Here is a 13110-nt window from a genome sequence, read left to right as displayed (position 1 = left end):
AGGCCTTTGTCAGCCTATGTGCAGATTTTGCGCATTTTGCCGGACGACTGGCCGGAAACGCCCGCGCCGGTGGCCTTGCCCCAGGAAACGATGACCGGTCGTTCCAACCCGTCCAGGGGCATGATCCTGCAGGCGATGCCAAATACGGAAGAGACGGTCGCTTCCGTCAGCACTTCCGTTGTCGGACCATTGGCGGCGATCCGTCCCTTTTCGAACAGCACAACGTGATCGGCATAACGCATGGCCATGTTGAGATCATGCAGGACAATGACGAAGCTTCGGTTCTCGGAGCGGCTCAGGTGCTTGACGAGGTCCAGCAACTCAAATGCATGGGCAATGTCCAGATGGTTGGTCGGCTCGTCCAGAAAGATCCGGGGCGCATCCTGCGCCAGTGTCATGGCAACCCAGGCACGTTGCAGCTGCCCGCCGGAAAGCTGGGCGAGAGCCCGGGTTTTCAGCTCGGTCATTTCGGTGATTTCAAGCGCACGGTCGCAGGCAGTCCTGTCCGCTGCCGATGGCCCGCCGAACCGGCTTCGATGCGCAAACCGCCCCATCAGCACCAGATCCTCAACCGAAAGGTCCGACGGTGCATCGGGCGACTGGGACAACATGGCGACCTGGCGCGCAAGATCCTTCTGCGACCAGTCGCCAAGCGCCCTGCCTGCGATTTCCACATTGCCGGCATCCGGCCGGTGCAGACCGCGCATCACTTTCAGGGCCGTCGATTTGCCGCTGCCGTTCGGTCCGCAAAAGGCGATGATCTTGCCGTCGGGCAGGTCGAGGCAGACCTCGTTCAGCGCGGGCGCGCCGTCATATGCGGCACTGACACGATCGAGACTGGCCAGAGTGTCAGGCATGGGATTGCCGTCCTTTTACAAGCAGATAGAGAAACAGCGGCGCACCGACGAGCGCAGTCAACGCGCCTGCGGGCAATTCCAGCGGTGGCGCGATGATCCGGGCCAGCGTGTCGGCTGCCAGCACCAGGAAACTTCCGGTCAGAGCCACGGAAACCAGATATCCGGACCGGAACTGACCGTGGAAGATCCGTGCAACATGCGGCGCGACCAGACCGACAAAACCAATGGCACCGACATGGGCCGTTGCGATGGCCGTCAGGAAAACGGCAACCGCCAGCAGGCAGAACTGGGCCTTGTCCAGCGACAGGCCTGTCACGGCAGCGCTTTGAGGATCAAGTACGAGTTGCCGAAGTGTGAGCCGTTGCCACAGCAACACCGGGACGATTGCGACAAGTCCGAGACCGACCGCCAGAACGTCCTGCCAGTGGGCTGCACCAACCGAGCCCGTCAGCCAGGTAAGTGCCTGACTTGCCCTGTAGACAGGCCCGAGAATAATCAACAGCGTGACCGCGGCCTTTGCGAGTGCTGCCAGGGCAATACCGTACAAGATGATCTTCAGCGGCTTGCTGCCTGCCCGATCAAGCGATGCCAATGCGATTACCAGGGCTCCGAAGACTGCCGCCCCGGCGATGGCGGCCAGAGGCTGCCAGTGAATGGAGACTGTCAGATTGTTCGCCTGATCGGAAAACAGCCACAAGAACAGCACGACGCCAACCGCCGCGCCGTCGGTAATGCCCAGAACCGAGGGCGACGCCATGGGATTGCGCACGACCCGCTGCAGCAAGGCACCCGCAAGGGCAAGCGCCGCTCCGGCCAGTATGGCAAGGGCAACACGGGGCAAGCGCAGGGTCCAGACGATTACTTCATCCATGCGGCTGCCTTGCCCGGCCAGCGCCGCGACAACACGTTCCGGCGGCATGAAGCTGGACCCGATGCCCGTTGCTGCCAGTGTCAACGCAAACACGAGCAGCATGACCGGAAGCAGCCTGACAAGAGGAAATGCGCCTGCCATCACGCTGCCAGCCCTTTCCGCCTGTGAAGCAGATGCACCAGCATCGGAACGCCGACAAGCGCAAGAACGGCACTCATCGGCGCTTCACCGGGCGCAACGACAATACGCGCAAGAATATCGGCAAGGACTGCGATCAGGGCACCGGTCAGAAGGGAAAGCACGATCAACTGCCGTGTCGACGGCAGGGCGCCGTCGGTCAGGCGCCGGGCAAGATGCGGCGCAACCAGGCCCAGAAACAGCACCGGCCCCGCCATCGCCACCGCACCCGCCGCAAGCAGGGCCGCAAGCCCGAGCGCCGTCAATCGGACTGCGCCAACATTGACACCCACTGACCGGGCACTGGCATCGTCGAGACGCAGCACGTCCAGCGGTGTTGCCAGAAGAAGGCTGCCTGCGACCCCGATGGCAAGCAACGGCAACCCGAGTTGCAACAACCCGATCGGCCGGTCGGAAAAACTGCCCGACAGCCAGAACAGCAGTGTCTCAAGAGCGCTTTCGTCGATCAGCAGCAAGGTCTGTGTGAAGGACGCCAGCAGGGCGGCTACGGTAAATCCGGCCAGCAACGTGGTTGCCGGATTGCCTGCACCGCCAGTGGACGCTGAAATCGAAAACACCAGGGCCGTTGCCGCCAGCGCACCCATCACTGCTGCAATGCCGATACCGGCAAGGCTTGCCACGCCGAAGACCGTCACCCCGAAGGTCACGAACAGCGCACCGCCTGCATTGACCCCGAGCAGTCCCGGCTCTGCCAGCGGATTGCGCGTAACCGATTGCATCAACAAGCCGGAAAGGCCGAGAGAGGCCCCGCAAACCACGCCGATCGCGGTTCTTGGAAGACGCAACGTCGTCACAATCAGCGCATCTGCGCCCTCGCCCCCCATGAGCGCGGAAAGGACCGTATGAGGCGCATAGAAGGTCAATCCGGCATGCAGGCTGAAAATGACAGCCGCGCACAGCGCCAGACACAATGCAATCGCCGGCCGCCTCATGCGCCCTCTCCCCTCCGATTGACAAATCAACGGCCCGTCCATACACGGGTTTAATACTGGAGGCAAATATTCAACTTTTTGGAGTCATTCTAATGAAGATCTGGTCACGCCTGCTGTGCGCCCTGCCGCTGTGTGCGATGCTGGCAGCAGCCCCTGCGATTGCTCGCGATGTCACCGACAGCATGGGCAACGTCACGGTTCCGGACGCCCCGAAACGGATTGTTGTCCTTACCAATGAAGGCACGGAAGCGCTGCTGGCGCTTGGAGTGACGCCGGTGGGCGCGGCCAATTCCTGGAATGGCGATCCCTGGTGGGACCATATTTCCGATGCCATGGACGGAGCAGAACCTGTCGGCAAGGAAAGCGCGGTGAACCTGGAACTGATCGCGGCTCTGGAACCCGACCTGATCCTGGCAAACAAGCAGCGGCACGAGGAAATCTATCCGCAGCTGACCGCAATCGCCCCGACCGTCATGTCCAAGGAGCTTCGTGGCGACTGGAAAATCAACTTCCGCCTCTATGCCGAAGCACTCGGCAAGGAGCAGGAAGCGGATGCGGCCATCGCCGATTACGATGCTTCAGTCGCAGACCTTCGGGAGAAACTTGGTGACCACCTCAACGAGGAAGTTTCCGTGATCCGTTTCGTGCCCGGCCAGATCCGCATCTATCAGCTCGACAGTTTCTCCGGTGTGCTTTTGAAAGACATCGGCTTTCACCGGCCGGCGAACCAGAATGTGGAAGAATTTGCCATCCGCACCGGCAAGGAGAGCATTCCGGATATGGACGGCGACCGGATCTTCTATTTCACCTATGACACGGGCGACGGCAAAGGCACGTCTCTGGAAGAAGAAGTGCTTGCCGATCCGTTGTGGCAGTCCCTGTCCGCCGTCAAGGCCGGCAAGGTGCACCAGGTCAGTGATGCCATCTGGAACACCGCCGGTGGCATTCTGGCTGCAAAGCTGATGCTTCACGACATTGCCGGGATTTACGGCCTCGACTAGAAAACCGTTCGGCTTCCGCTTGAACGGAAGCCGTTCCCACACAGGCACCGCCCTGAGATTGCGGATTAGCAGGTTCTCACCGGCACCGACCGGTTGCCTTGCTGTCCGTCATTGAAAACAGAAGGGTAAGCCATGACCACCGACACTTCCTCGCAGCTGCGGCTCGGCCGCATCGCCGCAACACTGGGCGTCAGCGATATTGAACGTTCCCGTACGCTCTACCGGGAAATCTTCGGCCTGGAAAAAGTGTTCGAAAACGGCAGTCCGGTTGGCTTCATGATCCTGAAGAAGGACGAGGCCGAATTGCACCTGACACTCCAGAAAGGCTACCAGGCTCCGCCATTCAATCAGGCCCACATCATGGTGTCCGACGCCGACGCCGCCTGCCGGGCCTGCGAGCGCCATGGTTTGCGCATCGTCAAGCGCCTCCGGAACAAGGACTACGGCCTCAGAGCCTTCGTCTTCGCCGATCCGGACGGCAACCGGATCGACGTTGCCGAGGAAATCTGACCTGGCCGACCCGCTATCTGGTCGCCTGCTGGTGGGCGGCGAATTCGCCCATCAGCTTCATGAAGTCTTCCGGTGGCGGAAAGCCTTCATAACGGTGCCTTGCAGGCGTTTCCGCCCAAGGCAGCTTGCTGGCAGTCATTGTTTCCATGAAGGGTTCTGTCCAGTGGAGGTCGTCGAGCAGGACCGAGCGGACATTGACGATTTCGTCGTACCCGGGAATACGCGTGAACATCCAGGTCTTGCAGTCCGGGCAGAAGTAATGATCCGCCTCAGGTCCCTGCAATCCCCCTTTTACCGGTGTACCTTCGGTCACCTTGAACGAGGGCGCCGGCATGATCGCCGTCAGGGAATAGGCGCTGGAACTCATTTGCTGGCACCCTCTGCAATGGCAGGCACAGGTGATCAGCGGCGGCGCGGAAACCTCGAAGCTCGTGTGACCACAACGGCATGTCCCCTTGAGTGAAAAAGTCTCTTGCGTCATGTCCGGCTCCATCTGGTTCGGCTGGCCGTTTGGCCAGTGGCGACGGCAACTTGCAGAGGTTCGCGTCTCCTTTCAAGTGTCTTCTGGCCTGTGGCAATTGCTGACGAGCCTGGCCAGAACATTCACCACAAGACTGTAATCAGCCTCGGAGATTCCCCGCATCGCCTTTCTCCGCAAGGTGGTTTGGCGTTCCATCGCACTTCTGTGGACGCCCCTGCCCTTGTCGGTTAGCTGCCAGAAATCTTCCTCGAACCAAAGAAGCCGCCGGTCTGCAAGACTGATCAGAACCTTGTGCAGGTCCCTAACCTCCAGCATGGGATCAAAAGTCTCTCTCAGCCGGCCAAACGGCATTCCTGCTGCACTTTCGGCAAGCGTATTGAGCACCTGCCAGTCGGCTCGCTCAAGCCCCAGGTCAGACTGGATGGCCTCGATCGCCTTGGTAAGACATCTATCGGCAGAGCGGATCCAGTACCCGATCGGGCGCGTGGACCCCTGCGTTTCAAATGGGTTCGTCATGACATGCTCCCTCGACTTCGCAAACGCGAAGGGGCGGCATCTCCGCCGCCACAGTCGGGGGTTCTTGCCAGACGGCGTTTATGCCGCCTGACCGAACAAAGCCTTCACGTGTGAAGGGACCGGGGCTTACCCGGGCGACAGGCCCAACCGGTCACGCCTTTTTCGACAATCTTCAGGTAACCGGACCGCGGCATCCTTGCAATATTGACGACGTGCCAAGAAGCCGGATGGAACAAAAAAACGTTGACCGGCCTGGTGCCCGGTCAAACTTTCTCCAGCAATGGCCGGAGGGAGGGATGAATGTTCGGGCTTTCTTCCCGGATGAACCGCAGCAGGGCCTTCTCGTTTTCATGCAGGATACCGTCGCGGCCAATGCGCTCCACCAGCCAGGTGGCTTCGTCTTCCGTCACCACCTCATTGGCGGCAATCTCCGCAAGCATCTCGTTTCCACGGGCGGTGAACGGATCAGGCGTGTCGCCATAGGCGTCACGAATGCCGCCGATACCACCGCTGAACATTTTCTTGAAAAAACCGCTGAGCCCACCTTCAAATCCGCCGGGTTGTTCCAGCCAGTTTTCACGCTCGAGTGCAATCTTGCGGGAGGGTGGCGTGAAACCGGACATCGCCATCATATAATTGGCGACCGCCTTGGCAAAGAGCTCCGACCAGCCGGGAGCATTTTCCGCCTCTATTGTAGCGTCGTTGAGATCGAACAGTACCTCGGCTTCAGCCTTCGAAATGGCAACACCACGACTGCCGGCACCGGCATAGAGCACCCGGCGCAGCAGCTCCACTTCAGCCTCGGCAATGACGCCGGGCTTGAGATCCAGGCCCGAGCGCGTCGGCCCTTTCCCCGAAATCACGCTGTCCGCCACAGCCCGCAGTGCAAACTGTTCGAGACTTTCCGGTGCTTCGCGGGCTTTTTCCAGCACATGCAGCACGGCGTCCAGCTCGGTTTTGCCACAGATATGACCATCCGCCATGATCTGGCTGACCAGCCAGGCAGCCTTGTCCTCGGAAACATAGCCCTCTGGTTTTGCCTGGTGCACCAAGATATCGAGGATGGCTTCGGGAAAGAGTTCGTACCAGGTGTCGTGATAGGTGATGTCGGCATTGTTCAGCCGAAAAAGAGCCTCGCCCTCTTCAACAGACACGGCCATGTCGCCGTAAACGTAGCGGCGCACGTTGATGACATCATCCTCACTGAGATGTCCCGCTGCTATTCTGGCAGTCACGAATTCATTCAACGTCGGTTTGGCCATGCTGTCCCCCTTGAAAACCGGAACGACTATTGCCGAAATTTCTTGAAGTTACCCTAAAACCGAACCGACAAAAAAAGGGAGCCGCGAGGGACGGCTCCCTTATCCGTTTCCCGTGCGCGGGGTGGGGCCGCCGGGGGTGGGAAACGGCTCCGGCCGGTGCGATCGGCCGAAGTTTTTCAGGTGTTGTGCGCCAGATCAGCCGCGGTGGTGTTTCCCCCATCCCTGACCTTGGCCCTGACCTTGGCCCTGACCGCGACGTTCGCCATCACCATGGCCGTGACCTTTCTTCCAGCCGTGGCCCTTGTCCGGACCATGGCCGCCTTTCCGGCCACCCTTGAAGTCCGCCTTGGTGATCACGCCGTCGTTGTTGCGGTCGGCGTGCTCCAGCATGCGGTCCTGGTGTTTGCTCTGTTCTTCCGCGGTGATCCCGAGGCTGCCGTCGGCATCGGCACGCTGGAACATGTCGACCACCCGGCTCTCGTTGATCGAAAGCCACAGCGGACCGAAATCCTGAAGCGTGAACGAGCCGTTGCCGTCGGTGTCGGCCAGCGCAAACAATTCACCGCGCCTGGCATCGAATTCCTCGCGGCTCACCTTGCCGTCCGCATCGGTGTCGAACATGCCCAGGAACATCCCTCCCGGGCCGCCGTGACCACCACGACCCATGTGGTGTCCGCCTTGTCTCATTTGCGGACCACCGCGCCAGCCATGCTCACCACGGCCGCCGCGCTCGGCGCGCTCCCCGGGCTCTCCACGCTCTCCACGCTCACCCCGCTCTGCTCTTTCGCCGCGCGGGCCACGATCATCGTCGTCATCGTCGGCCATAGGGCCACGCGGACCGCGAACACGTTCAACGGTTCCGTTGCCGTCACGATCCAGCATGTTGAACATGCGGTTGGCGAGAAAATCCGCTTCGTCCTGGGTTACAGTGCCATCGCCGTCACGGTCGAGGAACTGAAACGCCCTGACCATGCGGTCATTGGAGCGGGTGAGAAATTCGGCCTTGAATTCCTCCAGACTGATCTCGCCGTTGCCATCTGCATCGGCCGATGTGAACTCCTGCGTCCGGACTTCCTCGATTTCAGCCTTGGTGATGACACCGTCTTCATTGACATCGAAACGTTCGAACAACCGCTCGGCGCGTTCCTTGCCACCGCGCATGCCATGGCCCCGGCCGAAGCCGTGTCCAGGACCACCGCGCCCATCCATAAGCGCGACACGCTGTCCGTCGGCCTGCTGAATTTGTTGCCCCCCGTCCTGGTTTGCAGTCGCGTTCTGGGCGGAAGCGGACAGGCCGGCCGTCAGCGCGGTACCCGCGACGCTCGCAGCCAGGGCGGCAATTGCAATCTTCTTGAACGGTTTCATTCCAACAACTCCTTGGTTCGTTGATGAGCTGAAGGTAGGCAGCAATTGTCGCAGGAATACCGTCCGAATGGGCCCGAAGTGTCGCCGTCTGTCCCGGATGGGCACTGCGACACACTTTGTTACAAGTTCCGGTCGCACAAGCGCGTTCCGGAGACTATTTTTACCTTAGAAACAGTAGGATCACAGCGCCCGGCCGGTTTGAGACCATTCCCGGCAGGCCAGATTGGAGAAACACTTGAGCGATCCGAGCCCGCATATCCTGGTGGTGGACGATCACCGCGACATCCGCGAAACCCTTGCGCGCTACCTCGTCAAGAATGGACTGCGCGCAACCGTGGCGGAAAATGCCGCACAGGCCCGCAAGACCCTGAAGGCGGCGTCCATCGATCTTGTCGTCCTGGATATCATGATGCCGGGCGAGGACGGACTGTCCCTGTGCCGTCATCTGGTGGAAACCGGCTCCATGCCCGTGATCCTGCTGACCGCGATGGCAGACGACACGGACCGGGTGATCGGTCTGGAAATCGGTGCCGACGACTACGTTACAAAGCCCTTCAATCCCCGCGAACTGCTCGCGCGCATTCGCGCGGTCCTGCGCCGTACATCGCTTGTGCCGAAGGAACGCGATCCGATCGAGCACGACAGGCTTCATTTCGACGGCTGGTCGCTGAATGTCTCCCGTCGAGAGCTTCTGGACCCGGAAGGGACTTCGGTGGCCCTTTCCAGCGGTGAATTCCAGTTGCTGTGCGCCTTCCTCAAACGTCCGAAAATGGTGCTGAACCGCGACCAGCTGATGGACCTGACAACCGGCCGGACGCCCGCTGTCTTCGACAGGTCCATCGACAACCAGGTCTCCCGTCTGCGCCGCAAGATCGAGATCGATCCCAAAGATCCCAAACTCATCAAGACCGTCTGGGGAGGCGGCTACATGTTCACTGCCGAAGTGAGAGACACGGCCGAATGACGACACGTCCGACGCCCCGACCGATCCTGTCCCGTCTCTGGCCGAGCACCCTCGCCTCGCAGCTGATCATTCTGCTGCTCGCAGCCATCGTCGCGGCACAGGCATTCAGCATCTGGATCTTCCAGGACGAGCGGCGCATCGCGCTCGTGGCGGCGGCCCGTGACAACCTTCTGTCGCGCGCTGTTTCCCTGGCGGAGCTGATGGAAGATACACCTGCAAACCTGCAGGACAGGATCCTTGTGGCCAGCAGCAGCCGGTTCGCAGTGTTCTGGCTTGGCGACAAGCCGCTGGCACCGGCGCCCGGCAACTCGCGTTTCGAAAAACGCCTGCAGGGCTACATGGCCGAAAGGCTGGAACACGGCCAGACTGTGCATCTCAACATTCTTGCCGACGAAAAACGTGGACCGCGTGGCCGCGAGGCAGACGACGATGATCATCCGAAGTCGCGCGACGAGCCGCGGCACGAACGCCCTTCGAAACTGCGCAAGATCATGAACAAGCCGGAAGACCTGTCGCTGTCTATCCAGATGAGTGACGGACGCTGGCTGAATGTCGCTACCAGCTATCGCCCGCCAGCCGGCGATTTTCTGCCTCTGGTCGTGCAGCTGTCGATTACCGCCTTGCTGATGGTGCTCATTATCGGTTTTGCCGTCCGCCGCGTGACCCGGCCCTTGAAGGAACTGTCCGTGGCTGCCGAGAAGTTCGGCCGCGGCGAACAACAGAAGCCACTGACACCCAGCGGGCCGAGCGAAGTCCGCTCGCTGACGAACGCCTTCAACGACATGCAGGACCGCCTGACACGGTTTGTCAGGGACCGCACACGGATGCTGGCCGCCATCAGTCACGATCTCAGAACCCCGATCACTTCATTGCGCCTGCGGGCCGAGTTCATCGAGGACGAGGAAAACCGCGACAAGATGATCGAAACCCTGGAAGAAATGGCTGCGATGACGGAAGCCGCGCTGCGTTTCGCCAGGGACGACGCCCAGGCGGAAACAGCGGAAAACGCCGATCTTGGTGCGATCCTGGAGGCACTTGCAGGCGACCAGCAGGACCTTGGCCACAAATGCACCGTTGAAACGGAAGAACGGATCGTGCTTCCGTGCCGTCCGGTGGCCTTGAAACGGGCCCTGAGGAACCTGATAGAGAACGGGATCCGCTACGGAGACGGCGTCTCGGTCCACGCGGCCAGATCCGCCGGCGAAGCCATCATCCGCATCACCGACAAGGGTCCCGGCATTCCCGAGGAAAAGTTGAAGGACGTCTTCGAACCCTTTGTCAGGCTTGAAGAATCCCGCAGCGAAGAAACGGGCGGCATCGGTCTGGGGTTGGCGATCACCCGTTCGATCATCCATGCACATGGCGGCCGGATCGAGTTGAAGAACCGTCCGGAAGGCGGTCTTCAGGCCGACGTCAGATTGCCGCTCGGGGCGGGCAAATAGACTGGATCAAATACCGCGTGGCACAAGCGTTCCCGAGATCAGATGCGACAGCACCGAGGGAACGGGCGGGATACGGCTGACAGGAAACAGCACATTGTCGCGCAAAAAGGGCAGCAACCTGCTGTCACTTTGATAGGCCGGCGTGAACATCGCGCTGAACGCCTGATAGACACCCACGTGCCAACGTCTGGCCTTGCCGTAGGCAGGGAGAGCCTGGTCAAGCGGCAGGGTCTCCAATGCCTTTGCCAGGGCGGCAGCGTCCAGTAGAGCCATGTTCGCGCCCTGCCCGAGCTGCGGGCTCGCCCGGTGGGCGGCATCACCAACAAAGGCAATCCTGTCCCCCCAGGGCTGGCGCAAGGTGCCATGGCTGTAGCGCGCCATGGTCATTTGCTCCGGATCCGTGATCTGCTCCAGAAAGGGCCCGGCATCGGGCCAGATCGACAGCGCCGTGTCCTTCCAGGCTGCCAGCCCGCCCTTGAGCCAGTCTTCATAAGCGTCCTGGCGAAGTGACCAGAAGAACGCGGCCTTCCGCCGGTCCTGTCCCGGCATGAGGCCGACAGGCAACACACCAATCATGTGGTCTGCACCGCGATACCGCTGGGAAAGATGATCCTCGGGCAGACCGCCGGAAACCCAGTCGACAGTTCCCCAGATCGCACCGAACGACAGTGCGCGTGCTTTCAGCGGCGACAGAACCGAATTTGCGCCCGACGCATCGATGATCAGGTCGAAGGCCTCGGAAAAGCTGCCATCGGCGAAACGCAGTTTTCCATCCTGGTGACCAGTGATCCGGCAATCCGTGCGCCAGTAAAGCGCACGCGTCAGCACCTTTTCATAAAGCGCGGAAAACAGCGCGGCCCGGTGGATACCAAGCCCCGGGACTGCGCCATAGTCGACGTCAAGAACCCGCCTGCCGGTTTGCGACGAGCTGCCAAGCACACGCTTGATCGGTGTTGCGTGCTTCAGCACCACATCCGCGACACCAGCCTGCTCCAGGACTTCCAGCCCGACGGGCTGGATCATCAAGCCCGAACCGATGGGAACCGGTTTGCGAAACTGTTCAAACAGGGAAATCCGGTGGCCCAGACGCTCCAGAAGAATGGCTGTCGCCAGTCCTCCGATCCCGGCCCCGACAATGGCTATGTTCATCGGGCAATCACTTCATGAATGGATGGATCCTTTTGACCAGAGTCTGCCGGCAAGCACAATATGCTCCGGCACCCCGTGCCGCGGATGAACGCAAGCCGTCTGCCGACAGGAGCCGGGGCAACTTCGGCACCGGACGCTCAACGCCGCGCCTGAAGGCCACCGGCGTAAGTCGCCTCGTCGACCGGTTCGAGCCATTCCGCCGTCGCACCGTCCTGTTCTTCCTGTATGGCCAGATGGACAAGTGACGTGTTCGGTCCGGCGCCATGCCAATGTTTGACACCAGGCGGGATCCAGATGACATCACCTGGCAATATCGACAGTTTCTCCTGCCCCCACAGATGCACAAAACCTGCCCCTTCCAGTATCTGAAGGGTCTGCCCGAGCGGGTGAGTGTGCCAGTGGGTACGTGCCCCAGGTTCGAACGTCACCCGCAATGCACGCACACGCGCTGGCGCGGGCGCCTCGATCACCGGGTCCTGCCAGACCGTTCCAGTGAAATAATCCGGATTTGCACGTCGCGATGGCCTGGAACCGGCCTCGAAAACGGTCAGGACACTCATGGACACCTCCTCGCAAGTCTCTGCCACCATGCGCACGGATCGGGCCGCCCAGTTTCCTGCCGGCCAAACGCCCTCTTACTTGGCGGCAGATACTGGAGCCGAAACGTCTTGACGCTTTACCGCGCGTGGCCAGTTGATCAGAACAACACCGAAAATGGCAAGGCAAATTCCGGCAAAGGTCTCCAGATCCAGCGTCTCCGACAGGAACACGACACCGAGAAAGACACCTACGCCAGAGCGCAGATAAGCCTGACTGGCCGTCCCCATTGCCCCAAGGGTCGACAGCAGACGGAAATAGATCAGAAATGCCAGCGCGGTGCATGCAAGCGAGAGCGTCAGCGCGGCAACGATGCCGGTCGTATCCGGCGTCAACTGCCAGGGCCGGTCAACGATGAGGCTTGCCGGGACAAGCACTACCGATGCGCAGATGAGCGTTCCCGCAGCCGGCACTATAGGCGGCAGGCCTGCAAAGACACGGCCGCGCAGGGCCGCGATGCCATAGAGCGCAGCCCCGAACAGGACGACAAGCTGCGGCACAAGGTTCCTGCCGATATCCTCAAGCGCACCGACACCGACGATCAGCACGATACCGGCAAAGCCGAACAAGGCGCCAGTGAGTTGCCGGGCACCTGGCCTTTCGCCATGGTTCAGCAGCAGGAACGAAAAGGCGAAGACCCAGAGCGGCGAGGTTGAATTCAGAACGCTTGATACGGCCGTCCCGGCATATTGCTGGCCCCAGGCCAGCATCAGCCAGGGTCCTGTGCTGTTGACCAGGGACTGGATGAAGAACTGCTTCCAGTTTCGCCTGTCCAGCGGCATGCGAATGCCCCTTGCAGCCATGATGGCCAGCAGCGCCAGCGCAGCAAGAGACACACGGATGGCAATCAGCGTCGCAGGAGGAAACGATGGCAGCGCCAGGCTGATCCACATGTAGGATGAACCCCACAGCAGAGCGAGCACGCCCAAAAGCGCCAGTTCGATGGATCTGTTGTGCATGGCTGC

At 60.9% G+C, this 13110-nt stretch carries 14 protein-coding genes; 4 read left to right on the top strand and 10 right to left on the bottom strand.

The genetic code is table 11. The annotated features are described in order from the left end of the window. Positions 1 to 14: 14 nt before the first annotated feature. Genes FIV05_RS17265 through FIV05_RS17255 form a run of 3 tightly spaced genes read right to left on the bottom strand, consistent with a single transcriptional unit; the run spans position 15 to position 2858 of the window. Positions 15 to 857 carry an ABC transporter ATP-binding protein gene (locus FIV05_RS17265; protein ID WP_152510419.1) on the bottom strand — a complete coding sequence of 281 codons (843 nt, stop codon included), beginning with the start codon at positions 855 to 857 and terminating at the stop codon, positions 15 to 17. After that, positions 850 to 1869, bottom strand: coding sequence for an iron ABC transporter permease (locus FIV05_RS17260; RefSeq protein ID WP_286202200.1), 1020 nt, complete (start codon positions 1867 to 1869; stop codon positions 850 to 852). The genes FIV05_RS17265 and FIV05_RS17260 overlap by 8 nt, the downstream gene beginning before the upstream one ends. Then, positions 1869 to 2858 carry an iron ABC transporter permease gene (locus tag FIV05_RS17255; protein ID WP_152510417.1) on the bottom strand — a complete coding sequence of 330 codons (990 nt, stop codon included), beginning with the start codon at positions 2856 to 2858 and terminating at the stop codon, positions 1869 to 1871. The genes FIV05_RS17260 and FIV05_RS17255 overlap by 1 nt, the downstream gene beginning before the upstream one ends. Positions 2859 to 2950: 92 nt before the next feature. On the opposite strand from FIV05_RS17255, the gene FIV05_RS17250 reads away from it, so the two are divergent. Together FIV05_RS17250 and FIV05_RS17245 are read left to right on the top strand one after the other, a co-directional pair. After that, on the top strand, positions 2951 to 3859 hold the full coding sequence (locus tag FIV05_RS17250) for an iron-siderophore ABC transporter substrate-binding protein (protein ID WP_152510416.1): 909 nt from the start codon (positions 2951 to 2953) through the stop codon (positions 3857 to 3859). A gap of 132 nt (positions 3860 to 3991) precedes the next feature. After that, positions 3992 to 4369 (top strand): VOC family protein, encoded by a 378-nt coding sequence (locus tag FIV05_RS17245; RefSeq protein ID WP_152510415.1) that lies wholly within the window; start codon positions 3992 to 3994, stop codon positions 4367 to 4369. A gap of 13 nt (positions 4370 to 4382) precedes the next feature. Here the strand turns inward: FIV05_RS17245 and FIV05_RS17240 are convergent, their stop codons facing one another. The 4 genes from FIV05_RS17240 to FIV05_RS17225 all read right to left on the bottom strand — a co-directional run bounded on the left by FIV05_RS17240 (position 4383) and on the right by FIV05_RS17225 (position 7993). Next, complete coding sequence (locus FIV05_RS17240) at positions 4383 to 4850, bottom strand: GFA family protein (RefSeq protein ID WP_152510414.1); 468 nt, start codon at positions 4848 to 4850, stop codon at positions 4383 to 4385. 72 nt (positions 4851 to 4922) lie between these two features. Continuing rightward, on the bottom strand, positions 4923 to 5366 hold the full coding sequence (locus tag FIV05_RS17235) for a hypothetical protein (protein ID WP_152510413.1): 444 nt from the start codon (positions 5364 to 5366) through the stop codon (positions 4923 to 4925). 263 nt (positions 5367 to 5629) lie between these two features. Then, the gene (locus tag FIV05_RS17230) at positions 5630 to 6628 is read right to left on the bottom strand and encodes a hypothetical protein (RefSeq protein WP_152510412.1); all 999 of its coding nucleotides are present in this window, start codon (positions 6626 to 6628) and stop codon (positions 5630 to 5632) included. Between the two features lie 195 nt (positions 6629 to 6823). Further along, positions 6824 to 7993, bottom strand: coding sequence for a calcium-binding protein (locus tag FIV05_RS17225; RefSeq protein WP_152510411.1), 1170 nt, complete (start codon positions 7991 to 7993; stop codon positions 6824 to 6826). Positions 7994 to 8228: 235 nt separating this feature from the next. On the opposite strand from FIV05_RS17225, the gene FIV05_RS17220 reads away from it, so the two are divergent. Continuing rightward, a complete protein-coding gene (locus FIV05_RS17220; RefSeq protein WP_023000920.1) occupies positions 8229 to 8957 on the top strand; it encodes a response regulator in 729 nt (242 codons plus the stop codon). Beyond that, positions 8954 to 10399, top strand: a complete 1446-nt coding sequence (locus FIV05_RS17215; RefSeq protein ID WP_152510410.1) for an ATP-binding protein — start codon at positions 8954 to 8956, stop codon at positions 10397 to 10399. Before FIV05_RS17220 ends, FIV05_RS17215 begins: the two co-directional genes overlap by 4 nt. A gap of 6 nt (positions 10400 to 10405) precedes the next feature. Here FIV05_RS17215 and FIV05_RS17210 read toward each other — a convergent pair whose 3' ends face one another. From FIV05_RS17210 to FIV05_RS17200, 3 genes are all read right to left on the bottom strand, one after another. Further along, positions 10406 to 11548 (bottom strand): NAD(P)/FAD-dependent oxidoreductase, encoded by a 1143-nt coding sequence (locus FIV05_RS17210; RefSeq protein ID WP_152510409.1) that lies wholly within the window; start codon positions 11546 to 11548, stop codon positions 10406 to 10408. A gap of 137 nt (positions 11549 to 11685) precedes the next feature. Continuing rightward, positions 11686 to 12108 carry a cupin domain-containing protein gene (locus FIV05_RS17205; protein WP_023000917.1) on the bottom strand — a complete coding sequence of 141 codons (423 nt, stop codon included), beginning with the start codon at positions 12106 to 12108 and terminating at the stop codon, positions 11686 to 11688. A gap of 75 nt (positions 12109 to 12183) precedes the next feature. Further along, a complete protein-coding gene (locus tag FIV05_RS17200; RefSeq protein ID WP_152510408.1) occupies positions 12184 to 13104 on the bottom strand; it encodes an EamA family transporter in 921 nt (306 codons plus the stop codon). Between the last annotated feature and the right edge of the window lie 6 nt (positions 13105 to 13110).

It is taken from the genome of Labrenzia sp. THAF191a, from assembly GCF_009363335.1.
GTDB classification, from domain to species: domain Bacteria; phylum Pseudomonadota; class Alphaproteobacteria; order Rhizobiales; family Stappiaceae; genus Roseibium; species Roseibium algicola.
This window is presented reverse-complemented; position numbering and strand designations above follow the sequence as displayed.

Excerpts from the sequence above, each read along its gene's own strand:
- FIV05_RS17265 (WP_152510419.1), bottom strand. The coding sequence starts at position 857 with ATGCCTGACACTCTGGCCAGTCTCGATCGTGTCAGTGCCGCATATGAC.
- FIV05_RS17260 (WP_286202200.1), bottom strand. The coding sequence starts at position 1,869 with ATGGCAGGCGCATTTCCTCTTGTCAGGCTGCTTCCGGTCATGCTGCTC.
- FIV05_RS17255 (WP_152510417.1), bottom strand. The coding sequence starts at position 2,858 with ATGAGGCGGCCGGCGATTGCATTGTGTCTGGCGCTGTGCGCGGCTGTC.
- FIV05_RS17250 (WP_152510416.1), top strand. The coding sequence starts at position 2,951 with ATGAAGATCTGGTCACGCCTGCTGTGCGCCCTGCCGCTGTGTGCGATG.
- FIV05_RS17245 (WP_152510415.1), top strand. The coding sequence starts at position 3,992 with ATGACCACCGACACTTCCTCGCAGCTGCGGCTCGGCCGCATCGCCGCA.
- FIV05_RS17240 (WP_152510414.1), bottom strand. The coding sequence starts at position 4,850 with ATGACGCAAGAGACTTTTTCACTCAAGGGGACATGCCGTTGTGGTCAC.
- FIV05_RS17235 (WP_152510413.1), bottom strand. The coding sequence starts at position 5,366 with ATGACGAACCCATTTGAAACGCAGGGGTCCACGCGCCCGATCGGGTAC.
- FIV05_RS17230 (WP_152510412.1), bottom strand. The coding sequence starts at position 6,628 with ATGGCCAAACCGACGTTGAATGAATTCGTGACTGCCAGAATAGCAGCG.
- FIV05_RS17225 (WP_152510411.1), bottom strand. The coding sequence starts at position 7,993 with ATGAAACCGTTCAAGAAGATTGCAATTGCCGCCCTGGCTGCGAGCGTC.
- FIV05_RS17215 (WP_152510410.1), top strand. The coding sequence starts at position 8,954 with ATGACGACACGTCCGACGCCCCGACCGATCCTGTCCCGTCTCTGGCCG.
- FIV05_RS17210 (WP_152510409.1), bottom strand. The coding sequence starts at position 11,548 with ATGAACATAGCCATTGTCGGGGCCGGGATCGGAGGACTGGCGACAGCC.
- FIV05_RS17205 (WP_023000917.1), bottom strand. The coding sequence starts at position 12,108 with ATGAGTGTCCTGACCGTTTTCGAGGCCGGTTCCAGGCCATCGCGACGT.
- FIV05_RS17200 (WP_152510408.1), bottom strand. The coding sequence starts at position 13,104 with ATGCACAACAGATCCATCGAACTGGCGCTTTTGGGCGTGCTCGCTCTG.